Genomic DNA, 21,733 nt, shown 5'->3' on the forward strand with positions numbered 1-21,733 from the left:
ATGCTATTTTATCAAGACGCTTTTAAACTTTGATAAATTTTTAAGCGTGATACCTGTTCCCCGAACTACTGCACGTAAAGGATCTTCAGCAATGTACACTGGTAAATCCGTTTTCTGTGATAAACGCTTATCTAATCCGCGAAGCATAGAGCCACCACCAGCTAAATAAATACCTGTATTATAAATATCGGCAGCTAATTCTGGGGGCGTTTGAGATAGTGTTTCCATAACAGCATCTTCAATACGCAAAATAGATTTATCAAGTGCTTTAGCAATTTCACGGTAGGAAATTTGAACTTGTTTTGGTTTACCTGTTAGTAAATCACGACCTTGAACACTCATGTCTTCTGGAGGTAATTCTAAATCTTCAGTAGCAGCACCAATTTGAATTTTTATCTTTTCGGCAGTACGTTCACCCACATATAAATTATGTTGTGTACGCATGTAATAAATTATGTCATTGGTGAAAACATCACCAGCAATTTTAACCGATTTGTCACAAACAATACCACCCAAAGCAATTACGGCAATTTCGGTAGTACCACCACCTATATCTACAATCATGTTTCCTTTGGGTTGCATAATATCTACTCCAATACCAATAGCGGCTGCCATAGGTTCATGAATTAAGTATACTTCTTTACCGTTAACACGCTCACAAGATTCCTTAACCGCACGCATTTCTACTTCTGTAATCCCCGAAGGAATACAAACTACCATACGCAAGGATGGTGGGAATAATTTTTTCTTAAGGGCAGGAATATTTTTTATAAACAGACTTATCATTTGCTCACTGGCATCAAAATCTGCAATTACACCATCTTTTAATGGCCTAATAGTTTTAATGTTTTCATGAGTTTTTCCTTGCATCATGCTGGCTTCTTTTCCAACGGCAATTATTTTTCCAGAAATTCTATCACGTGCAACAATTGACGGACTATCCACAACCACCTTGTCATTATGAATAATAAGGGTGTTTGCAGTACCTAAATCTATTGCAATTTCTTCAGTTAAGAAGTCAAAAAATCCCATGTGCTTAAGTCGTTTATTTGAGGGTTGTTAATCAAATCTTGTAAATGTAATAAAAGTATTGCAATTATTATCTGTGGTTTACTTATTGGATGATTTTTATATCTGTTTTTATTTGAAATTTCGTTGAAAGCAATTATGATTTTCACTTTCATAAAAATACTAGTGTTTAAAATGACGTGTTCCTGTCATAACCATGGACACATTATTTGCATTACAATAATCCACACTTAACTGATCCTTTATAGAACCACCTGGTTGAATTACCGCTGAAATTCCTGCATTATCGGCAATTTCAATACAATCAGGGAATGGGAAAAAAGCATCACTTGCCATAACCGCACCTTTTAAATCGAAATTAAAAGATTGTGCCTTGTGAATGGCTTGATTTAAAGCGTCCACACGACTGGTTTGTCCGGTTCCACTAGCGCATAATTGCTTATTTTTTGCTAAAACGATGGTGTTAGATTTAGTGTGCTTACAAATTTTAGATGCAAATATTAAATCTTCTAACTCACTTTCGCTTGGTTTATTGTTAGTGGCATAGGTTAAATTCTCAATAGTGTCTGTTAAACTATCGCGTTCTTGAACTAAAACACCATTTAAACAGGTTCTCACAATAGTTTTTGGAAGTTCAATATCGTTTTGCGTTAATAAAATACGGTTCTTTTTACCTTTTAAAATTTCTAAAGCAGATTCAGAAAAAGAAGGTGCAATAACCACTTCGCAAAATAAACTATGGATTTCAGTTGCCGTTGCTTGGTCAATTTCCGTATTGCAGATTAAAATGCCTCCAAATGCCGAAACAGGGTCTCCAGCTAAAGCATCTGTATACGCTTGTTTTACGGTATTTCTTTGCGCAAAACCACAGGCGTTATTGTGTTTTAAAATAGCAAACGTTGGCGCTTCACCTTTAAATTCATTCATTAAATTTACAGCTGCATCTACATCTAATAAGTTGTTGTAGCTTAATTCTTTGCCATGAAGCTTGGTAAACATAGCGTCAAAATTGCCAAAGAAAAATCCTTTTTGGTGTGGGTTTTCGCCATAACGTAAAACTTGACCATTGTTTTCGCTTAATTTAAAACTGGCAATCTCATGATCTTGGTTGAAATAATTAAAAATAGCCGAATCGTAATGAGATGATACATTGAAGGATTTTGCTGCAAAACGTTTTCTGTCTGCTTCCGTTGTTTCTCCTTTTTGAGTTTCAAGTAACTCTAAAAATTCCTTGTAATCATTTACAGAAGCCACGCAAACTACATCGGCATAATTTTTAGCTGCAGCGCGGATAAGTGAAATACCACCAATATCAATCTTTTCAATAATATCTTGTGTGTCGGCACCTGAAGCTACCGTTTTTTCAAAGGGATATAAATCTACAATGACTAGATCTATTTGCGGAATATTAAATTCAGCCAATTCTGCAACATCACTTGTATTATTTTGTCTGTTTAAAATACCGCCAAAAACTTTTGGGTGTAATGTTTTAACGCGACCTCCCAAAATAGACGGGTAGGAGGTTACATCTTCAACAGGAACGACAGGAATGCCTAAATCCTTAATGAATTTTTCGGTTCCTCCTGTGGAGTATATCGTAACGTTTTGTTGGTGTAATGTTTTTACAATTGGCGCTAACCCGTCTTTACTGAAAACAGAAATTAATGCCGATTTAATAGTTTTAGTTGTACTCATGTGTGTTGTGTTGTTTTATGCCTGCAAAAGTAGGGAATTACATTAAAAAAAGTGGTTGTGTTTCGGTTTAAAACACAACTGTTTTTCAACTTAAAAAGGAAGTTATTAACAGTTATAAAATTGTAGCAACTTTTTTGCAGACAAACTCCAAAAAGCGTTCATCCATTTCTGTAAACGGATCGGGTGTATTGGAATCGATATCAATTTGTCCAATATTCTGACTATTTACAAAAATAGGGACTACAATTTCAGCCTTTACGGTTAGGCTGCACGCAATATAATTATCTTGAGCAGACACATCGGGAACCACAAAGTTCTGATTGCTAATAGCAACTTGACCACAAATACCTTTTCCAAACGGAATAATGGTATGATCTGTAGGTTCACCAACATAAGGGCCTAATTTTAATTCGTTTTTATCACCATTTTTAAAATAAAAACCAACCCAATTATAATAGGGTATTTCTTTTTCAAGTAAAGCACAAATAGCTAATAGTCTGTCATCTACAGATGTTTCTGTTTGTTGAATAATTTCAGTTACAGCAGGTTTTAATTCTTGGAGTGTCATTAGTTTTTTAAGTTTCCGCAAAAGTATTTAAATTGCAATGATTTATACGTGTCAATTTGTATAACTTTAACAACGAAATGACTAAAATTTTAGCGTGAAAAAAATACTTCAAAAATACAAATCAGTTATTAGGTTTATACTCACGTTTTTGTTGGTTTATGCGGTTATGACGTTTGGGTATAAATTTTATTTGCAATTATCAACCGGTGCGGTTTATTATCCGGATTATATGACACATATTGTGGCGCAACAAAGTGCGGATTTGCTGCAAACATTGGGTTATGAGGCGCAGGTGTTGCCACATCCAGATGAAGCGTCCATGAAACTTTTTATCAATGAGAAATATGTAGCACGTGTTATTGAAGGCTGTAATTCCGTGAGTGTTATCATTCTGTTTATGGCATTTATTCTAGCGTTTTCAGGTCGTTTTAAAACAACTATTATTTACCTTTTAGCTGGAAGCGTTTTGATTTATGTTGTTAATTTGTTTCGTGTGGTGATACTTTCAGTTGGGTTATACCATTATCCATGGCGAAAAGATATTTTGCATACCGTTATTTTTCCTGCCATTATTTATGGTATGGTGTGTTTGCTTTGGGTAGTTTGGGTTAACCGATTTTCAAAAATAGCTTCCAAAAAATGAGTAAAGCATTAACTTATTTAACCATTGGAGTTTTAGCTACACTGTTAGTTTTAATCCGTGTATTTGAGCAACAGTTGTTTTATGATCCGTTTTTAGCATTTTTTCAAAACGATTATCTTTATATTGATTCACCAAGACGTGAAGTGTTTAAGCTCACCGCTTTTACCAGTTTGCGTTTTCTATTGAATACGGTTCTGTCTCTAGGTATTTTATTTGCCATTTTTAAAGATGTCAGCGTGCTTAAATTTTCGTTATTAATTTATGGTGCTGCTTATCTGATTCTTATTTTATTGTTTTTGTATTTTGTAATCAATCCGAAACAAGAGGATTATTATTTGTTTTTTAATACGCGACGCTTTTTAATTCAGCCACTTATTCTTTTACTTCTTATTCCGGCTTTTTTCTATCATAAGAAGAATACCGGCATTAATCAAGCTTAAAAATTATTTTATCAAACACATTTATTGTAAATTTGCAGCACAATTACGGTATGATAAAAACCTTTATATATAAAACATTTTCTGCTAGCATGGCTTTGTTAGTCTTATTTTCAACGGTATCTTTTACTGTTGAAAAGCATTTTTGTGGTGATGTTTTAATTGATGCAGCCGTTTTTGATACCGCTGAAAAATGCACATCAGACAGTTATGAGCTAAAAGCTGCTATGGATTGCTGTAAAGACACGATTGGTGTTATAAAAGGTCAAGATGAATTAAGCGTAAAAACGTTCAATGACCTCGATTTTGATCAGCAGTTATTTATAGCGACTTATGCGCATACTTACTTAAATTTATTTGAAGGTTTACCACAATTGGTTATTCCTCATGAAAACTATTCTCCTCCCAACTTGATTTTCGATATTCAGATTCTGGATCAAGTTTTCATCATTTGATTATTTAACGATTTTTATTTTGTGAGTTTTTCCTCATAAAAACCCTATTCGTTTTGTGTTTCAGTGGCTTCATTGATTAACAAAACAACTTATAAATACGTTAAATTTTAATTCGATATTAATAATGATACATACATATACCATTTCAGGGATGACCTGCAATGGCTGTAAAAATTTAGTGGAAGATGCGCTAATAAAGCTGGATGCCATTCAAGATGTTCAAGTCCATATAGAAGCTTCAGAAGCAAGCATGACATTGAAAAAAGAGATAGGCTTGTCCACATTACAAGAGGCACTTCCGAAACAGTTCACCATCAAACCAAATCTTTCTTAAAATGAAAAATATATTATTTATTTTAGGCTTTATGCCATTTTTGGTTATGTCTCAAGTTAACTTGAAAGGTGTAATATTAGAAGCCAATCAAGATCAAAAAGAAATGCCTGTGGCAGGTGCCAATGTTTATTGGTTAAACACTGCTGTTGGTGCTGTTACGGATTTTGACGGGAATTTTACCATTCCTTATCAATCTGATTATGAAAAATTAGTCGTCAGTTTTGTAGGTTATAAAACGGATACAATTTCTGTTCATTCTGTCAAGCCTATAAAGCATTTATTAGAACCAACAAGTGCATTGGATGAGGTTGTCGTAACCTCCAGAAATCAAGCTACAGCAAAATCATATTTACAATCCCAAAATATTATGGTGGTAAGTAGTGATGAATTATTAAAAGCAGCTTGTTGTAATTTGGCAGAAAGCTTTGAAACCAATCCATCAATTGATGTAAATTTTGCGGATGCCGTTTCGGGAACACGACAAATAAAAATGTTAGGATTAACCACGCCTTATATTTTGATTGCTACAGAAAACATTCCGTCTATTCGCGGTGCATCTCAAGCTTACGGATTAAGTTTTATTCCAGGTACTTGGGTAGAAAGTATTCAAATTGGTAAAGGCGCCGGAAGTGTGGTTAATGGCTTTGAAAGCATTGCAGGGCAAATAAATGCCGAACTAGTAAAACCTTCAACGGATAAAAAATTATTTGTCAATCTTTATGGTGGCAATAATGATCGCTTTGAATTAAATACTCATGTAAATACCAAAGTAAGTGAGAAATGGGCAACCGGTTTATATCTTCATGGCAGTACTCAAAACACGAAACATGATGTAAATGATGATAATTTTATGGATATGCCAACCTACAATCAGATTAATGTAATGAACAGGTGGCAATACACCAACCCGGAAAAGGGTATTGTTAGCTTTATTAATTTGAAGTATTTAAACGATGGTAAGCAAACAGGAGAAGTCAATTTTAATCCAGACACAGACAAAGGAACTACGAATGCTTGGGGAAGTGAAATTGATACCGAACGTTATGAGGTGTCTGCAAAGTTGGGTTATGTAAACCCGAACATTCCGTATCAAAGTATTGGTGTTCAAACGGCTTTTAGTCGGCATGAACAGGATTCTTATTTTGGGCTGAATGTTTATGATATTGTTCAAAACAGTTTATATGCCAATGCCATGTACAATACCTTAATTGGTGATACACGTCATAAAGTAAAAACAGGTTTAAGTTTTACTTATGATCATTATGATGAGTTGGTAAATACCCAAGATTACGAACGAACGGAATCATCTGTAGGTGCATTTTTTGAGTATAATTATGATAATTTAGAGAACTTAAACCTAACGGCCGGTGTTCGTGTAGATCAGCATAATTTACTCGGATTTTTTGTAACGCCAAGATTGCATTTGCGATATACACCTTGGGAAAAGTCTGCATTTAGAGCATCCGTTGGTCGTGGAAAACGTAGTGCGAATATCTTTACAGAAAATCAACAAATATTTGCAACATCAAGAACAATTAATATTGTTAATTCTGGAGGTGCTGTTTATGGGCTAGACCCAGAAATTGCTTGGAATTACGGCGTTTCATTCCTGCAAGGGTTTAATTTGTTTGGTAGAAAAGGTGATGTGACGTTTGATTATTACCGCACCGATTTTCAAAATCAAATTGTCGTAGATTATGAAAACCCACAAGCAGTCAGTTTTTATAATTTGGAAGGTGATAGTTATGCCAATAGTTTTCAAGCAGAAGTAAATTATACTATATTTAATCGTTTTGATTTACGTTTGGCTTACAAGTATTACGATGTTAAAACCCAATACCAATCCGGTAAATTGGATAAGCCATTAACGCCAAAACACCGTTTCTTTGCCAACGCTGGATATGAAACGCATCAAACCGATTCTGGTGGTCATTGGAAATTTGATGCCACATATAATTGGTTAAGTAAGCAACGTTTTTCGTCCACGCAAACAAATCCGTTAGCGTATCAATTGCCAAAGTATACACCAACGGTTGGAACTTTAAATTTGCAGGTCACTAAAGTATTTTCTCCGAAATTTGAAGTATATTTAGGAGGCGAAAACGTCACCAATGTGCGTCAAGATAATCCAATTGTAGCAGCCGATGATCCGTTTGGCGCTAATTTTGATACCACATTTGTATATGGACCCGTATTTGGTAGTATGTATTATGCCGGATTGCGATTTAAAATTAATTAAAACTAAAAATAATAATCAGATTTCTGTTTTTACAGAATTCATAAAAGAAAAACAACATGAAAAAATTAGGAATATTAATAGTCATGCTTTTTGGTTTAACAGCCTTTTCACAAGATAAGAACGCCAGAGCTTCTATAGAAGTAGATGGTGTTTGTAATATGTGTAAAGAACGCATTGAGAAAGCATGTATTAGAACAAAAGGTGTAAAATCGGCTGTATGGAATGTAGAGACTCATGAGTTAAAGCTGATTTTTGATGAACGTAAAACCGATTTAAAAACCATTAATCAAAGTATTGCCGATATTGGTCACGATACCAAAGAAATCAAAGCAAGCGATGATGCTTATAATAGCTTACATGCCTGTTGCTTATATAGAGATGAAGCAGTACAAGATAATCATAAAGATGATTATATGATTGTAAATTAATAAGAAAGCCCAAACGGATTGTTTGGGCTTTCTTTATGTTGGGAGTTTCCATTAAAATGATTAACTTACTATATCATTAAAAAAGAAGAACCATGTCAAGAAAACTAATCCTATCCAGTAATTCTCAAGTGCAAGTTTCAGGTGTAAAAAATGCCTTGGACGAAGCCCAAATTGCGTATTTTGAAATTAATAAATCTGATTCTTCCTATCCGGGAATTTTAGGTCAAATTGAAATTCATGTTCATGATGCTGATGAAGCCGAAGCTTTATTAGTAATTAAGGATTTGGTAAACAATTAACCGTTTCTCCTTTTCCTTTTATTTTAATTTAATAGTTTCTACTTTCGAAATTAAACTACCATCTTCACACATACCTTCAATATATAGGTCTATTTCATTGTAGAAATAGTTCGGGATATTGAATACAAATTCGCCATTCTGATTGGGTGTCACATTCGGAATCCAATTTAAAACGCCCATTTTTGAAAATGCATCACGTTTGGTTGTGTTGTACATTGGCGCATAGTAGCTTTTAGGCATAGAGTAGCCTATTTTAATGGCATTGCTGCTAAATTTGCCTTTCGGATTGCTTTTGGATCTGCCGCCATCTTTAGTGAAAATGTTTATGGTGCCTCCAGCGCCATCAATACCATAACCTGTTTTTGCGACAAATAATTTTTCGACTTCTGCAACCGTTAAATATTGTATAAGTTCTAATTGATCTGAAACAATAATACCGTCCAAGTATACATTTGGGCTTAATCTACCTTGTAAGTTAGAGCTTCGCCTGGAAAGTAGTTTTATGGTAGATTGTCCAGATTCTATTACATCAAAACCATTACTTCGTATAACATCTAGAATCCGTGTTGAAAAGTTATAAACGTTCTTTAAATCTACAGAACGATTATTAACCCCTCCATTAATCATGAATTTTTCTTGTCTCGATTCTTTCTTAATTTTAAACATTATGGTGTCCAATTGGGTAATCGTATCGTCATAAATAAAACTATCACTATTTAAAATAATACTAACCGGTTTTTTAATGATGTTTTTGGTGTCAAGCGAATCATTTTCAAAGGTAGGGTACACATTATAATATACTCTAGGGGTTACTAATTTCCCGCGTTTATTCTTCGCACTCAAGGAAACTACCGAACTATCCATTAATGATAAATGTTCAAAACTGAAATAGGAGTCTTTAACTTCAGTAGATATCATTAATTCATTGTTAGCTGAAAAAAGTACGATTTCTTTATACTCATCAGCATTTGTTTCATTGATTTTTCCTTGTATTTGAAAGCCAGCTTCAAAATTATATTTTGCAATTTGTGGTACATGAAAGATGTTATTCCATTCATAACGACTCCAGCCTTGTGTAAGCAGCAATAAATCTAAATTATAATTGGTTTTTCGCTCGTTATCTTTAAAATATGCTTGTGGATTATCGACTGAACCTTTAATATATGGTTGTAATAGAAATGCTGAAGTAATGGTATTGCTATTGTTGTAAGCTTCTGTTGAAGCTGGTAAAACAGAAACACTCATGTATTTTTTTAATGTATTTTTTTTATTCGAAACCAATCTGATTTGCGTAGAATCATATCCAACCTTTTTTCCTAAAAATGACACATCATGAATTAAATTTTCAGTTTTATGAAACACCAAGCGCTCTAAAACAGGTTGGTTTTTTTCATTAAAAACAGTTAGAATATTCATGCCACTATACAAATCTGTTTTCGGAATTGCTATAGTATATTCAAAGGTGTTAGCTTCAAATTTGATGTCTATTTTTTTAAGAAGCCCATCTCTATGAATCAATAAGTAGTGCGGTTTTTCCAATAAATATGGTAAGGTGCGCTTATTGGTTTTTACACTAACAAATAAGGTGTTTTGGTTAAGCGTATTTACAGATAGTGACAAACCTGTAACATCTGCTTTTTGCATATTTTGATTAATATTAGAACCGTTTTCTAATGTAGCTTCAACCGTATAGGTTTCATTTTCTGAAACTAACATACTAAATTTTCCTATACCAAAGTCGTTACTCTTAAAGGTTGAAATGGTATTCCCCTTGCTATCTCGTACTTTTCCGGATGTTATAATTAAAGGGTCTCCGTTAATATCTGTCCCTTTAAAACCAATACTGTTATTTGTGTTTTGAAGTAAATGTCCCCCTTCAGGTAATAATTGGAAATCGTATTTTTGCTCGCTTTCAGTTGGGTTTTCAGAATTTGAATCACTACCTATAATTTCAAATTGATGAAGACTGTAATGAGGTTCATTAAAGTTTTTCATCCAATTGGTTGTCACCTTTAAAAAATAGATGCCAGGAAAATAATTATCTTTTAAGTTGAAGTTTCCATGCGTTATACCATTTTCAGCATAGAACATTTTTTTTTCAATTAAAATGCCATCAGCATCATAAACGCTAGCATGCACATTACTCGTTGTTAAATAGGGCTTTTGTGTTTGTGTATTATAAATGTACGTTTTAAACCAAAGCTCTTCTGAATTTGAATACTTCGATTTATTAACCTGTGTATAAATAGTTTCAGGTTGGAGTTTGTAGTAATCCAGATATTTGTTTTCAACGAAATTAAACTCTGGGTTTTGTGCAATGCCATAAGTTGAACAAAGCACAAATAGTAAGAAAGCTACTATATTTTTAATCATCATTTTAGGTTAAAGTTATGAATGAGGCTTTTATGAGATTAAAAGTACTGTTTTTATTAATAATGAAAAAACGGTTTCCCGTCAATAATCCATTTTTTTCATGAATGGGAATAAAAAACGCCTCAATTTCTTGAGGCGTTTTTAAAATTATAATTTAAGTTATGAAGCTTTGGACTACATCATGCCTGGCATTCCGCCACCGCCCATTGGCATAGCAGGTGCATCTTCTTTAATGTCAATTAAAGCACATTCAGTCGTTAAAATCATTCCTGCAACAGATGCTGCATTTTCTAATGCTACACGTGTTACTTTTTTAGGATCGATAATTCCAGCTTTTAGCATATCAACATAGGTTCCTGATTTAGCATCAAAACCAAAGTCTTTTTTACCTTCTAATACTTTAGCAATTACAACGCTTCCTTCGCCACCTGCATTTTCAACAATGGTTCTTAAAGGTGCTTCAATAGCACGTGCTACAATTTGGATACCTGTAACTTCGTCTAAATTTTCAGCTGTTAATTTTTGTAATAAACCAATGGCTCTTACAAGTGCAACACCACCACCAGCAACAATACCTTCTTCAACGGCAGCTCTAGTTGCGTGAAGTGCATCATCAACACGGTCCTTTTTCTCTTTCATTTCCACTTCACTAGCCGCACCAACATAAAGTACAGCAACACCTCCAGCTAATTTAGCTAAACGTTCTTGAAGTTTTTCCTTATCATAATCGCTTGTTGTTGTTTCAATTTGCGCTTTGATTTGGTTTACACGGTTTTTAATGGCGCTAGCATCTCCAGAACCATTTACAATAGTGGTATTATCCTTATCAATAGTTACTGTTTCAGCAGTTCCTAACATGCTTAAATCGGCGTTTTCTAATGAAAAACCACGCTCTTCAGAAATAACAACACCACCTGTAAGAATAGCAATATCTTCTAACATGGCTTTACGTCTGTCTCCAAAACCAGGCGCCTTAACAGCAGCAATTTTAAGTCCACCACGTAGTTTATTTACAACTAATGTTGCAAGGGCTTGACCTTCTACATCTTCAGCGATAATTAATAATGGTCTTCCAGATTGGGCAACTGGTTCTAAAATTGGAAGTATTTCTTGTAAGTTTGAAATTTTCTTGTCAAATAATAAAATGTATGGATTTTCTAAATCAGCAACCATTTTATCAGAATCAGTAACAAAGTAAGGCGATAAATAACCTCTGTCAAATTGCATGCCTTCTACAACATCCACATAGGTTTCCATTCCTTTAGCTTCTTCAACGGTAATAACACCTTCTTTTCCAACTTTACTAAACGCTTTGGCAATTAAATCGCCAATTGTTTCATCGTTGTTCGCAGAAATAGAAGCAACTTGCTTTATTTTTTCAGAAGAATTCCCAACTTGTTTGGACTGCTTAGCAAGATCTGCAACAATAGTCTCAACAGCTTTGTCAATACCGCGTTTTAAATCCATTGGATTTGCACCTGCCGCTACGTTTCTTAAACCTTCTTTTACAATTGCCTGCGCCAATACGGTAGCTGTAGTTGTGCCATCACCAGCTAAATCGTTGGTTCTACTAGCAACTTCTTTTACCATTTGTGCGCCCATATTTTCAAGCTCATTTTCAAGCTCTACTTCTTTAGCAACTGTTACACCATCTTTAGTTACTTGTGGTGCACCAAAACTTCTACTAATAATTACGTTACGACCTTTTGGTCCTAATGTTACTTTTACTGCATTTGCTAATGCATCCACACCACGTTTTAAACCGTCGCGTGCGTCAATATCAAATTTTATATCTTTTGCCATAATGAATAATTTTATTTAAAATTTTAAACTTTAAAAAATCAGTAATCAGATTCCAAAAAGGAATTCAATTGTGTCAATTTTAAATGTTTATAATTTGTTTATTGGATGTTTGAATTTTTACGATTAAACTATTGCTAGAATGTCGCTTTCGCGCATAATTAGATAATCTTTACCCTCTAATTTTAATTCCGTTCCTGCGTATTTGCCATAAAGAACAGTATCACCAACCTTAACAGTCATAGGCTCGTCTTTAGTGCCTTTTCCTGCTGCCATTACTTTGCCTTGTTGTGGTTTTTCTTTTGCGTTATCTGGAATAATAATTCCTGATGCTGTTTTCGTTTCAGCTGCTTCTGGTTCAATAAGAACACGGTCTGCTAATGGTTTAATTTTTAATGCCATTTTTGTATGTTGTTTATTAATTATAAAATTGTTTAGTACTTAAGGACTGTACTAAAAATGTGCCAATAGCTATATACTGACAAAATTTCATTCATTCCCTTAAGGGTACAAAAAAAGCCAACTGAACAGTTGGCTTTTTTTATTTTTTTGTAACACGTTCTAGTTAGAAGCGTCTGGTGTTTCAGTGCTTTCATTAGTTGCGGCTGGAACAGCTGGTGCAACAGGAGCAGGTTGTTGTGTATTGATTTGTTCAATAGCTTTGGATTCTGCAGTTCCTGTTCTGCTAATAGTTACATTAGAAACTAAAATTAACACCAACATAATTGTTGCTAGTGTCCAGGTGCTTTTGTCTAAAAAGTCTGTTGTTTTTTTAACACCACCTAGTTGTTGAGTGCCACCACCACCAAATGATGATGATAGTCCGCCACCTTTAGGGTTTTGAACCATTATAACTACTATTAGTAAAAAGGCAACCACTACAATAAGTGCTAAAAATATGGTAAACGTACTCATGTTATTCGTTATTTTGTTCTTGTAATTGTTTTACTGCTTTAATTTGGTCTGCAAAGAAACCACTTTTTTCTGGATATTTCAAACTTAAAATGTTGTAAGATTGAATTGCTTTTTTATAGTTCTTTTGCTCTAAATAAATTCGGGCTAAAGTTTCAGTCATTAAGGCTTCTGGCTGAATCATTTGTGCATCAGCAATGTTGGTGTTTACAGTGGTTGTTTTTTTTGGTTTTAACTTCGGGTTTTTGGTGATAAATTCATCAATTAAATCAAACTTTTTACTGCGTTCTGTTTCCGAATTGTCTGTGTTTTCTATACCACTTTCAATTGGTTTTTCGCTCTTTATATTATCAGTTCCCCGATTAATTGGTTCAAAACGTGTAAGCATTAACCATTCATTAAAGGAATGTTTTTCTTGATGATTAAACTGTAAAGGTTGACCTAGCTTTAAAACTTGGTCAGGAGCAGGCGAGTCTGACGTATTCGATTCAATTGTTTTATTTTTTGAAATGTCTTCAATTGGTAATGCCTCATCAATCTGAAAATGCGCTATGGGTGGTTTATTCGTTTTAAGTTGAAACAATTCTGGATCTAACGTGCCTTCCGTGTCTGTAATTTGTTGCTTTAAAACATCATCAACCCGACTTCTTTTATTAAATGACATGTCTTCAGAATCAACTTCAATAGATTTAATATGGTCTAAATGTTGTTTAATATGCTGTGATATTTCATTTTGCAAAAAGGCTTCTGATGTAATAAAATCAAATAAAATACTTCTATCGGTGGTATATGCAGCGGTTACTTTTAACTCATTATTATATTTAATACTAGACTTGGATTTTAATCCTTTTAAATAACTAGCACGAGCCGCTTGAAAATAAGGGTATTGCTCCAAAATCGCTTTCAATTCCGCTGTTTGTTGTGACGAAATATCTTGGGGTTTCTGTATGATTTTAGAAAATTCAGCAGCTGTTATCATATTACCATTTTGCTAATGTTGCATTAAAAATATCTTGTGTTAAACGCTCGAATATTTCAGCTAAAGCGGTGTCTTTTTGAGAACCTGTTAATAATGCTGCTCCAGCATAATCATAAAAGAATGAGAAGCGTTGCTCTAAATTATCTTCTTCGTTTTTCATATTGTAAAAACGAACATTTACCGTAACATTCAATCGGTTTTGAGCGGCTGTGTTATTGGCTGTTGCTGTAGTAGGCGAAATACGATATTCTGTAATCTCTCCTTCGTAAACCAAATCACCACTAGACTTTACTAAATCTAAATTGGTTTGATTTATTAATAAATCGGTTAAAGCATTCGTAAAGTCCCGATCTAAACCAGGTTCTACTAAAATAGCATTATTTTGAAAATAATTGACTTGAAATGTTTTAACATCGGGAGCAATGGAGGCTCCTGTAAACGAATAGGCGCCACAACCCAAAAAGGTGATTAAAACGATAGCTGATAAAACTATTTTTATGATTTTCATAAATTAATTTTTAAAACCAATTACAGGTCGTATTGTTTAATTTTTCTATATAATGTCCGTTCGCTAATGCCTAATTCGGCAGCTGCTAATTTACGCTTTCCGCCATGGCGTTCCAACGATTTTTTTATGAGTTCTAATTCCTTATCATGTAAGGACAGCGTTTCTTCTTCTTCAATTTCTTCAGCAAAATGATATTTGTCTGTTGCTGTTTCAATAGGTTCATCAGAATAGGTGTCACTTGGTTTTTCAGGAATGGAAAGTACTTCTAAATCTTCATAAGCCTCCTGCGTGTCATCATCTACTTCGCCATAAATTTTATCGATAAGGCTCTCATTTTTCTTCTGAACTTCTGAAGCATTTCCAGTTTTCATTAGTTCCATGGTGAGTTTCTTTAAATCGTTTAAATCACTTTTCATGTCAAAAAGCACTTTATATAGAATTTCACGTTCGCTACTAAAATCGCTTTCCGATTTTGTATTACTAATTACAGCGGGTAATTGTGAGCTTTCTGAAGGTAAATAATGTCTCAACGTGTCTGCCGAAATTTCCCTAGTTTGTTCTAAAACGGAAATTTGTTCGGCAACATTGCGCAACTGTCTAATATTTCCATTCCAGCGAAACTTTAATAATATAGCGACAGCTTCATCGGATAATTTGATGGTTGGCATTTTATATTTTAAAGCAAAATCACTAGCAAACTTTCTAAATAATAAATGAATATCCTCTTTTCGGTTTCGTAGCGGTGGTAAATTGATTTCAACTGTACTTAAGCGGTAGTATAAATCTTCCCGGAATTTTTCTTTTTTAATTGCGTCAAACATATTAACGTTTGTAGCTGCAACAATGCGCACATTGGTTTTTTGTACTTTACTGGAACCTACTTTTATAAATTCGCCATTTTCTAAAACTCGTAATAAACGTACCTGGGTTGTTAGTGGTAATTCACCAACTTCATCTAAAAAAATGGTGCCACCATCGGCTACTTCAAAATAACCATTTCGAGTGGCTGTAGCACCTGTAAAAGCACCTTTTTCATGGCCGAAAAGTTCACTGTCAATTGTGCCTTCTGGAATGGCACCACAGTTTACGGCAATATATTTACCGTGTTTTCTGTGAGATAGGGAATGGATAATTTTAGGAATACTTTCTTTACCCACACCAGATTCACCAGTTACTAGAACCGAAATATCTGTTGGTGCTACTTGAATAGCTTTTTCAATGGCGCGATTAAGTGTTGGGTCGTTTCCAATTATGCCGAAACGCTGTTTGGTTGCTTGTACTGATTCCATATCTAATTTCCTGCGAAGGCAGGAATCTTATTAATTATTAATAGCTCCTTTTTATTCTGAATACCCAACAGCCTCGCCAATGAGTGTTGCTGTGGTACAGTCTATTATTTTTACGTTTACAAATTCGCCTACTTTATAATATTCTTTCGGAAAAACTACAACTGTATTTTGTGAGGTTCGTCCAGACCAGTCTAAATCGGATTTTTTCGATTCTTTTTCAATCAACACTTCATGGATTTGGCCTAAATTTGCCAATGTTTTTTTATGACCATTAGCACGTTGCACATCAATAATTTCTTGTAAACGACGTTTTTTTGTGGCTTCTGGAACATCATCTTTCATATTTCTACCAGCCATGGTTCCTGGTCTTTCTGAATAGGCATACATAAAACCAAAATCGTATTGAACAAATTCCATTAAGCTCAACGTATCTTGATGATCGGCTTCTGTTTCTGTTGGGAAACCTGCAATCATATCTTGACTTATAGCGCAATTTGGGAGAATACGTTTTATATTGGTAATGAGATCCATATATTCTTCACGTGTATGCTGCCTGTTCATTTCCTTTAAAATGCGGTTGCTACCACTTTGTATTGGTAAATGAATATGGTTACAGATGTTTTTATATTTTGCCATGGTTTCTACAACATCCAAAGTCATGTCTTGCGGGTTAGATGTAGAGAAACGTATGCGCATTTTAGGTTGTGCTTGGGCACATTGTTCTAATAATTTCGAGAAATTGATAGCTGTTGCTTTTTGCATGTCACTTGCTTTTTCAAAATCTTTTTTCAGTCCGCCGCCATACCATAAATAACTGTCTACATTCTGACCTAGAAGTGTAATTTCTTTATACCCTTTGCTCCATAAATCGTTTATTTCCTCCATAATACTTTGAGGATCTCGACTACGTTCACGACCTCGAGTAAAAGGAACAACGCAAAATGTACACATATTATCGCAGCCACGCGTAATGGAAACAAATGCCGTAACACCATTCGTGTTTAAACGTACTGGAGAAATATCACCGTAGGTTTCATCTTTAGAGAGTATGACGTTTATGGCGTCACGACCAGCTTCCACTTCAGAAAGCAGATTGGGCAAATCTTTATAAGCATCTGGGCCAACAACGAGATCTACAATTTTTTCTTCATCTAAAAATTTACTTTTCAAACGTTCTGCCATACAGCCTAAAACCCCTACTTTCATTTTGGGGTTTATTTTTTTTACGGCATTGTATTTTTCTAAACGCTTACGAATGGTTTGTTCAGCTTTGTCACGAATTGAACAGGTGTTTACTAAAACCAAATCAGCTTCTTCTAGCTTTTGGGTTGTGTTAAACCCTTCGTTGGTAAGAATGGAAGCCACAATTTCGCTATCGCTAAAATTCATAGCACAGCCGTAACTTTCAATAAAAAGTTTGCGTGTATTGGATTCTTTGGCTTCTAGTATAAGGGTTTCACCTTGTTTTGATTCGTCTATAATCTTCTCCATAAATGCATCTGAAATGAGGTTCAGTCAATAAGTATGCAAAGTTACAATTATTTTTTACACTGTGACAAAGTGTCATATAATAAAAAATAATTTTGCGCATGCTATATAATTAACCGTAATTTGAAATCTATCACTAACTAATTAACCACTTATGAACACAATGAATTCACTTTTAGCACAAATTGTTGGTATGCTAATGTGCGGTATAGGTATTTTAGTTACAGCACCGTTTGTATACCATCCTATGTATTTAGTTTATAAAAATGTAATTGGTTTTGAAGATGAAGTACCAACCAATCATATTGTATCGTAAATTGTAAAAACATTTAATTTTATATTTAATACCTGTATTTAAAATTGTTTAAATACAGGTTTTTTATTGGTAGTAGTGATAAAATAAAGCATAGGATTTTTTAAAAATTAGGAACATGTACTTTTTTTCATATACATTTGTAGCCTTAAAAAACATGAAATGGCAAAGAATTTAGTTATTGTTGAGTCGCCAGCCAAGGCGAAAACAATTGAAAAATTTTTAGGAAAAGATTTTAAAGTAGAATCCAGTTTTGGACATATAGCTGATTTACCTTCCAAGGAATTAGGTGTTGATGTTGAAGGCGATTTTAAACCTGTTTATGAGGTTTCTAAAGATAAAAAAGCAGTAGTAAAAAAACTGAAAGATTTAGCAAAAAAAGCCGATATAGTTTGGCTAGCAAGTGATGAGGATCGCGAGGGTGAGGCAATTGCATGGCATTTAGCCGAGTCTTTAAATTTAGATAAAGAGAAAACAAAACGGATTGTTTTTCACGAAATTACAAAAACCGCTATTCAAAAAGCCATTGAAAATCCACGTGGAATTGACTACGATTTAGTGGATGCACAACAAGCTCGTCGTGTTTTAGATAGAATAGTAGGTTATGAGTTATCGCCTGTTTTATGGCGAAAAGTAAAAGGTGGTTTGTCCGCGGGACGTGTGCAATCGGTTTCAGTGAGACTCATTGTAGAGCGTGAACGTGATATACAAGGATTTAATCCGGTGGCATCTTATAGAATTGATGCGGAGTTTTCAAATGAAGATGGTCAAACCTTCAAAGCAAAACTTCCGAAGAATTTTTCATCTAAAAAAGAAGCACAAGCCTTTTTAGAAAAAAATGCTAAAGCGACATTCAAAATTGGTGATTTACAAAAAAAGCCAGCAAAAAAATCGCCAGCAGCACCATTTACAACATCCACATTACAACAGGAAGCAGCACGTAAATTATACTTTTCTGTAAGTAAAACCATGACTATGGCACAACGCTTATATGAAGCCGGTTTAATAACCTATATGAGAACCGATAGTGTCAACCTTTCTGATGAGGCCCGAAAAGGTGCCAAAGCAGAAATTGAAAGTGCTTATGGTTCTAAATTCAGTAAACCACGTACGTATAAAGGAAAATCTAAAGGCGCACAAGAAGCACATGAGGCTATTCGTCCAACAGATTTTGCAAATCATTCTGTAAATATCGATCGCGACCAAGCGAGATTATATGATTTAATATGGAAACGCGCTATTGCATCACAAATGAGCGATGCGGAATTAGAGCGTACCAATTTAAAAATAGACGCCTCCACACACAACGAAAATTTTACTGCAAATGGTGAGGTAATTACCTTTGAAGGTTTTCTAAAAGTATATTTAGAAGGCACCGATGATGAAGATGAAGAGCAAGATGGTATGTTGCCAGCCATGAAGGTGAACGAAACCTTGCTTAATAATTATATTACCGCAACCGAACGGTATACTAGACCACCAGCGCGCTATACTGAAGCGTCTTTGGTTAAAAAGCTAGAAGAACTCGGTATTGGTCGTCCGTCCACCTATGCGCCAACAATTTCTACCATTCAGAACAGAAATTATGTAGAAAAAGGAACTATTGATGGTGTGGAACGTGAGTACACGGTATTAACATTGCAAGATGGAGCAGTTAAGGATAAATTACTTTCTGAAAAAGTAGGTTCAGACAAAGGGAAATTAGTACCAACAGATATTGGTATGATTGTAACTGATTTCCTAGTGAATCATTTTGAAACTATTTTAGACTACAATTTTACCGCTAAAGTGGAAGAGGATTTTGATGAAATTGCTGAAGGTAAAGTAGATTGGAAAAAAATGATGAAGGATTTCTATAAAGACTTTCATCCAGTTGTTGTTGATGTCCAGGAGAATGCAGATCGGGAATCTGGCGAACGTATATTAGGAAAAGACCCAGAAACAGGAAAGCAGGTAAGTGTGCGTTTAGGGAAGTTTGGACCTATGGTTCAAATTGGAACCGTAGATGATGAAGAGAAACCACAGTTTGCAAGCCTGTCTCCCGAGCAACAATTAAATACCATTACCTATGAAGAAGCTATGGATTTATTTCAGCTTCCTAAATCTTTAGGTGAATACGAAAAATTACCTGTTGAGGTAAACAACGGTCGTTATGGACCGTATGTTAAGTTTGGCGATCAGTTTGTGTCCTTGCCAAGAGGTACAGATCCATTAAGCGTAGAGTTGGATGATGCTATTGTTCTTATTAAAGAGAAGCAAAAAGCAGATGCTCCTATATATATGTATAAAGATTTACCGGTTCAGAAAGGAAAAGGGCGTTTTGGTCCTTTTATAAAATGGAACGATATGTTTATTAACGTAAATAAAAAATATGATTGGGATAATTTATCGGATGATGATATTGTAACTTTAATTGAAGATAAAATTCAAAAAGAAATAGATAAGGTTATCCATAATTGGGAAGATGCTGGTATCCGTGTTGAAAAAGCACGTTGGGGCAGACATAACATTATAAAAGGTAAAACTAAAATTGAATTACCAAAAACACATGATGTTAGTGAAATGACGTTAGAAGAGGCACAAGCAATTCTAGAAAAAAATGCACCCAAGAAAAAGGCAGCCAAAAAGAAGGCGCCTGCCAAGAAGGCGACAGCCAAAAAAGTAGCCAAGAAAAAAAACACGACTAAAAAGTAATAGTAGCTAATGAATTTTAGTTTTCTGACTCCCGTTCCCGATAGTGTTGTAGCTCATAATGAATTATTGTCAACACAAGCGCTTGGAAGAAAATTGCGTATTCATTCTGCTCAAAGTGGGATTCCAGATTTAGATGGTGTGCAAATAGCCATCATTGGCGTTTTGGAAAACCGGAATGATATTAATTATATAGGTGAAGATTTTAATTTAAACGAAATTAGAAAATCACTTTACGCTCTTTTTCCTGGAAATTGGCATACTACAATTGCCGATTTAGGCGATATTCATAAAGGAGAATCTATAGAAGATACCTATTATGCCGTAAAAACTGCCGTTGCTCTATTGATTCCCAAAGGTATTATACCAATTATCCTTGGTGGAAGTCAGGATTTAACCTATCCTATCTATCGTGCTTATGATGCGTTGATGCCAATGGTGAATATTGCCAACGTAGATTCTAAATTCGATTTAGGCGATTCAACCAAGCCAATTAAAAACAATAGCTTTGTTGGAAAGATTATATTAGATGAACCGTATAACTTATTCAATTACGCAACTATAGGTTACCAAACCTATTTTAATTCGCAAGAAGAAATAGACTTAATGGATAAGCTTTATTTTGAGTCTTACCGATTAGGGTCTGTGTCTAATGATATTACACTTGTGGAGCCAGCCTTACGGGATGCCAATATAGTGAGTGTTGATTTAGGGTCTGTAAAAGGATCGGAAGTTGGCTCCAGGCAACAAGCATCACCAAATGGTTTTGATGGAAAAGAAATTTGCGCAATTTCACGTTATGCCGGAATTAGTAATAAAGTAACAACATTTGGAATTTTTGAGTACAAACCGTCTAGTATTGACGATTTAACCTCTGGTTTAATAGCTCAAATGTTGTGGTATTTTATAGAAGGTGTTAATTATAGGGTGAAAGACGATGATTTTTCATTAGATCATAACTACCAAAAATTCATTACCTTGGTCGACCACCAAGAGCTTATTTTTTATAAAAGTATGAAATCTGGGCGTTGGTGGATTGAAATTCCTTTTTTAGAAGAAATAAATAATAAATTGAAAAGACATACGTTATTACCTTGTACGCACCAAGATTATCAGAATGCCTGCAATAATAATGTACCAGAACGCTGGTACAAGGCGTTTCAAAAGAATTGTGTATAAAACTTTAACGTTTTAAGGTGGTATTTTATCGATGAGATGCATTTTTTTACGATGAAACGAGTAATTTTAGGAAA

The 21,733-nt window shown here is 34.5% G+C and carries 21 protein-coding genes; 10 read left to right on the forward strand and 11 right to left on the reverse strand.

Translation table 11 applies throughout. The annotated features are described in order from the left end of the window. Positions 1–3: 3 nt before the first annotated feature. The 3 genes from ACFPH8_RS05220 to ACFPH8_RS05230 all read right to left on the reverse strand — a co-directional run bounded on the left by ACFPH8_RS05220 (position 4) and on the right by ACFPH8_RS05230 (position 3,292). Complete coding sequence (locus ACFPH8_RS05220; RefSeq protein ID WP_248397866.1) at positions 4–1,032, reverse strand: rod shape-determining protein; 1,029 nt, start codon at positions 1,030–1,032, stop codon at positions 4–6. A 159-nt stretch (positions 1,033–1,191) separates the two neighbouring features. Continuing rightward, a complete protein-coding gene (purH, locus tag ACFPH8_RS05225) occupies positions 1,192–2,724 on the reverse strand; it encodes a bifunctional phosphoribosylaminoimidazolecarboxamide formyltransferase/IMP cyclohydrolase (RefSeq protein ID WP_376859027.1) in 1,533 nt (510 codons plus the stop codon). Between the two features lie 112 nt (positions 2,725–2,836). Further along, complete coding sequence (locus ACFPH8_RS05230; protein WP_248397872.1) at positions 2,837–3,292, reverse strand: GAF domain-containing protein; 456 nt, start codon at positions 3,290–3,292, stop codon at positions 2,837–2,839. Positions 3,293–3,386: 94 nt separating this feature from the next. Here ACFPH8_RS05230 and xrtF point away from each other — a divergent pair, with 94 nt between their 5' ends. The 7 genes from xrtF (at position 3,387) to ACFPH8_RS05265 (ending at position 8,127) form a co-directional block, all read left to right on the forward strand. Beyond that, positions 3,387–3,935, forward strand: a complete 549-nt coding sequence (gene xrtF / locus ACFPH8_RS05235; RefSeq protein ID WP_376859029.1) for an exosortase family protein XrtF — start codon at positions 3,387–3,389, stop codon at positions 3,933–3,935. Then, positions 3,932–4,375 carry an exosortase F system-associated membrane protein gene (locus ACFPH8_RS05240; protein ID WP_376859031.1) on the forward strand — a complete coding sequence of 148 codons (444 nt, stop codon included), beginning with the start codon at positions 3,932–3,934 and terminating at the stop codon, positions 4,373–4,375. The genes xrtF and ACFPH8_RS05240 overlap by 4 nt, the downstream gene beginning before the upstream one ends. Before the next feature lie 50 nt (positions 4,376–4,425). Continuing rightward, entirely contained in the window at positions 4,426–4,827 is a 402-nt protein-coding gene (locus ACFPH8_RS05245; protein WP_417281666.1) for an HYC_CC_PP family protein, read from the forward strand. 124 nt (positions 4,828–4,951) lie between these two features. Continuing rightward, entirely contained in the window at positions 4,952–5,161 is a 210-nt protein-coding gene (locus tag ACFPH8_RS05250) for a heavy-metal-associated domain-containing protein (RefSeq protein WP_376859035.1), read from the forward strand. 1 nt (position 5,162) lies between these two features. Beyond that, positions 5,163–7,400, forward strand: a complete 2,238-nt coding sequence (locus ACFPH8_RS05255; RefSeq protein WP_376859037.1) for a TonB-dependent receptor — start codon at positions 5,163–5,165, stop codon at positions 7,398–7,400. Positions 7,401–7,456: 56 nt separating this feature from the next. Next, the gene (locus tag ACFPH8_RS05260) at positions 7,457–7,828 is read left to right on the forward strand and encodes a heavy-metal-associated domain-containing protein (protein ID WP_376859039.1); all 372 of its coding nucleotides are present in this window, start codon (positions 7,457–7,459) and stop codon (positions 7,826–7,828) included. 92 nt (positions 7,829–7,920) lie between these two features. Further along, positions 7,921–8,127 (forward strand): putative signal transducing protein, encoded by a 207-nt coding sequence (locus ACFPH8_RS05265; RefSeq protein WP_066248571.1) that lies wholly within the window; start codon positions 7,921–7,923, stop codon positions 8,125–8,127. Positions 8,128–8,145: 18 nt separating this feature from the next. Here ACFPH8_RS05265 and ACFPH8_RS05270 read toward each other — a convergent pair whose 3' ends face one another. The 8 genes from ACFPH8_RS05270 to miaB form a co-directional block, all read right to left on the reverse strand. After that, positions 8,146–10,503 carry a hypothetical protein gene (locus ACFPH8_RS05270; RefSeq protein ID WP_376859041.1) on the reverse strand — a complete coding sequence of 786 codons (2,358 nt, stop codon included), beginning with the start codon at positions 10,501–10,503 and terminating at the stop codon, positions 8,146–8,148. A 171-nt stretch (positions 10,504–10,674) separates the two neighbouring features. Then, a complete protein-coding gene (gene groL, locus ACFPH8_RS05275; RefSeq protein WP_248397894.1) occupies positions 10,675–12,303 on the reverse strand; it encodes a chaperonin GroEL in 1,629 nt (542 codons plus the stop codon). Positions 12,304–12,426: 123 nt separating this feature from the next. After that, positions 12,427–12,702 carry a co-chaperone GroES gene (locus ACFPH8_RS05280; protein WP_066248585.1) on the reverse strand — a complete coding sequence of 92 codons (276 nt, stop codon included), beginning with the start codon at positions 12,700–12,702 and terminating at the stop codon, positions 12,427–12,429. A 159-nt stretch (positions 12,703–12,861) separates the two neighbouring features. Beyond that, complete coding sequence (gene secG / locus ACFPH8_RS05285) at positions 12,862–13,215, reverse strand: preprotein translocase subunit SecG (RefSeq protein ID WP_066256321.1); 354 nt, start codon at positions 13,213–13,215, stop codon at positions 12,862–12,864. Between the two features lies 1 nt (position 13,216). Further along, entirely contained in the window at positions 13,217–14,191 is a 975-nt protein-coding gene (locus ACFPH8_RS05290; protein ID WP_376859045.1) for a hypothetical protein, read from the reverse strand. Position 14,192: 1 nt separating this feature from the next. Continuing rightward, positions 14,193–14,699, reverse strand: coding sequence for an LptE family protein (locus ACFPH8_RS05295; RefSeq protein WP_248397903.1), 507 nt, complete (start codon positions 14,697–14,699; stop codon positions 14,193–14,195). A 20-nt stretch (positions 14,700–14,719) separates the two neighbouring features. Continuing rightward, positions 14,720–15,988, reverse strand: a complete 1,269-nt coding sequence (locus ACFPH8_RS05300) for a sigma-54 interaction domain-containing protein (protein ID WP_376859047.1) — start codon at positions 15,986–15,988, stop codon at positions 14,720–14,722. Between the two features lie 51 nt (positions 15,989–16,039). Then, complete coding sequence (miaB, locus tag ACFPH8_RS05305) at positions 16,040–17,479, reverse strand: tRNA (N6-isopentenyl adenosine(37)-C2)-methylthiotransferase MiaB (RefSeq protein WP_376859049.1); 1,440 nt, start codon at positions 17,477–17,479, stop codon at positions 16,040–16,042. A gap of 151 nt (positions 17,480–17,630) precedes the next feature. Between miaB and ACFPH8_RS05310 the strand changes: the two genes are divergently transcribed. From ACFPH8_RS05310 to ACFPH8_RS05320, 3 genes are all read left to right on the forward strand, one after another. Then, positions 17,631–17,792 carry a hypothetical protein gene (locus ACFPH8_RS05310; protein ID WP_376859051.1) on the forward strand — a complete coding sequence of 54 codons (162 nt, stop codon included), beginning with the start codon at positions 17,631–17,633 and terminating at the stop codon, positions 17,790–17,792. A 159-nt stretch (positions 17,793–17,951) separates the two neighbouring features. Next, positions 17,952–20,483: a type I DNA topoisomerase gene (gene topA, locus ACFPH8_RS05315; RefSeq protein ID WP_376859053.1), complete on the forward strand. Its 2,532-nt coding sequence runs from the start codon at positions 17,952–17,954 to the stop codon at positions 20,481–20,483. Positions 20,484–20,492: 9 nt separating this feature from the next. Then, complete coding sequence (locus ACFPH8_RS05320; RefSeq protein ID WP_376859055.1) at positions 20,493–21,659, forward strand: formimidoylglutamase; 1,167 nt, start codon at positions 20,493–20,495, stop codon at positions 21,657–21,659. Positions 21,660–21,733 lie beyond the last annotated feature (74 nt).

Origin of the sequence: Bizionia hallyeonensis (assembly GCF_042657385.1) — a bacterium.
Lineage (GTDB): Bacteria > Bacteroidota > Bacteroidia > Flavobacteriales > Flavobacteriaceae > Algorimicrobium > Algorimicrobium hallyeonense.

Bases quoted from the DNA above. Each gene is read 5' to 3' on its own strand.
- groL (WP_248397894.1), bottom strand. From the start codon at position 12,303: ATGGCAAAAGATATAAAATTTGATATTGACGCACGCGACGGTTTAAAA.
- ACFPH8_RS05265 (WP_066248571.1), top strand. From the start codon at position 7,921: ATGTCAAGAAAACTAATCCTATCCAGTAATTCTCAAGTGCAAGTTTCA.
- ACFPH8_RS05240 (WP_376859031.1), top strand. From the start codon at position 3,932: ATGAGTAAAGCATTAACTTATTTAACCATTGGAGTTTTAGCTACACTG.
- ACFPH8_RS05255 (WP_376859037.1), top strand. From the start codon at position 5,163: ATGAAAAATATATTATTTATTTTAGGCTTTATGCCATTTTTGGTTATG.
- ACFPH8_RS05310 (WP_376859051.1), top strand. From the start codon at position 17,631: ATGAACACAATGAATTCACTTTTAGCACAAATTGTTGGTATGCTAATG.
- ACFPH8_RS05260 (WP_376859039.1), top strand. From the start codon at position 7,457: ATGAAAAAATTAGGAATATTAATAGTCATGCTTTTTGGTTTAACAGCC.
- secG (WP_066256321.1), bottom strand. From the start codon at position 13,215: ATGAGTACGTTTACCATATTTTTAGCACTTATTGTAGTGGTTGCCTTT.
- ACFPH8_RS05220 (WP_248397866.1), bottom strand. From the start codon at position 1,032: ATGGGATTTTTTGACTTCTTAACTGAAGAAATTGCAATAGATTTAGGT.
- purH (WP_376859027.1), bottom strand. From the start codon at position 2,724: ATGAGTACAACTAAAACTATTAAATCGGCATTAATTTCTGTTTTCAGT.
- ACFPH8_RS05280 (WP_066248585.1), bottom strand. From the start codon at position 12,702: ATGGCATTAAAAATTAAACCATTAGCAGACCGTGTTCTTATTGAACCA.
- ACFPH8_RS05245 (WP_417281666.1), top strand. From the start codon at position 4,426: ATGATAAAAACCTTTATATATAAAACATTTTCTGCTAGCATGGCTTTG.
- ACFPH8_RS05230 (WP_248397872.1), bottom strand. From the start codon at position 3,292: ATGACACTCCAAGAATTAAAACCTGCTGTAACTGAAATTATTCAACAA.
- ACFPH8_RS05320 (WP_376859055.1), top strand. From the start codon at position 20,493: ATGAATTTTAGTTTTCTGACTCCCGTTCCCGATAGTGTTGTAGCTCAT.
- ACFPH8_RS05250 (WP_376859035.1), top strand. From the start codon at position 4,952: ATGATACATACATATACCATTTCAGGGATGACCTGCAATGGCTGTAAA.
- miaB (WP_376859049.1), bottom strand. From the start codon at position 17,479: ATGGAGAAGATTATAGACGAATCAAAACAAGGTGAAACCCTTATACTA.
- ACFPH8_RS05295 (WP_248397903.1), bottom strand. From the start codon at position 14,699: ATGAAAATCATAAAAATAGTTTTATCAGCTATCGTTTTAATCACCTTT.
- topA (WP_376859053.1), top strand. From the start codon at position 17,952: ATGGCAAAGAATTTAGTTATTGTTGAGTCGCCAGCCAAGGCGAAAACA.
- ACFPH8_RS05290 (WP_376859045.1), bottom strand. From the start codon at position 14,191: ATGATAACAGCTGCTGAATTTTCTAAAATCATACAGAAACCCCAAGAT.
- ACFPH8_RS05300 (WP_376859047.1), bottom strand. From the start codon at position 15,988: ATGGAATCAGTACAAGCAACCAAACAGCGTTTCGGCATAATTGGAAAC.
- ACFPH8_RS05270 (WP_376859041.1), bottom strand. From the start codon at position 10,503: ATGATGATTAAAAATATAGTAGCTTTCTTACTATTTGTGCTTTGTTCA.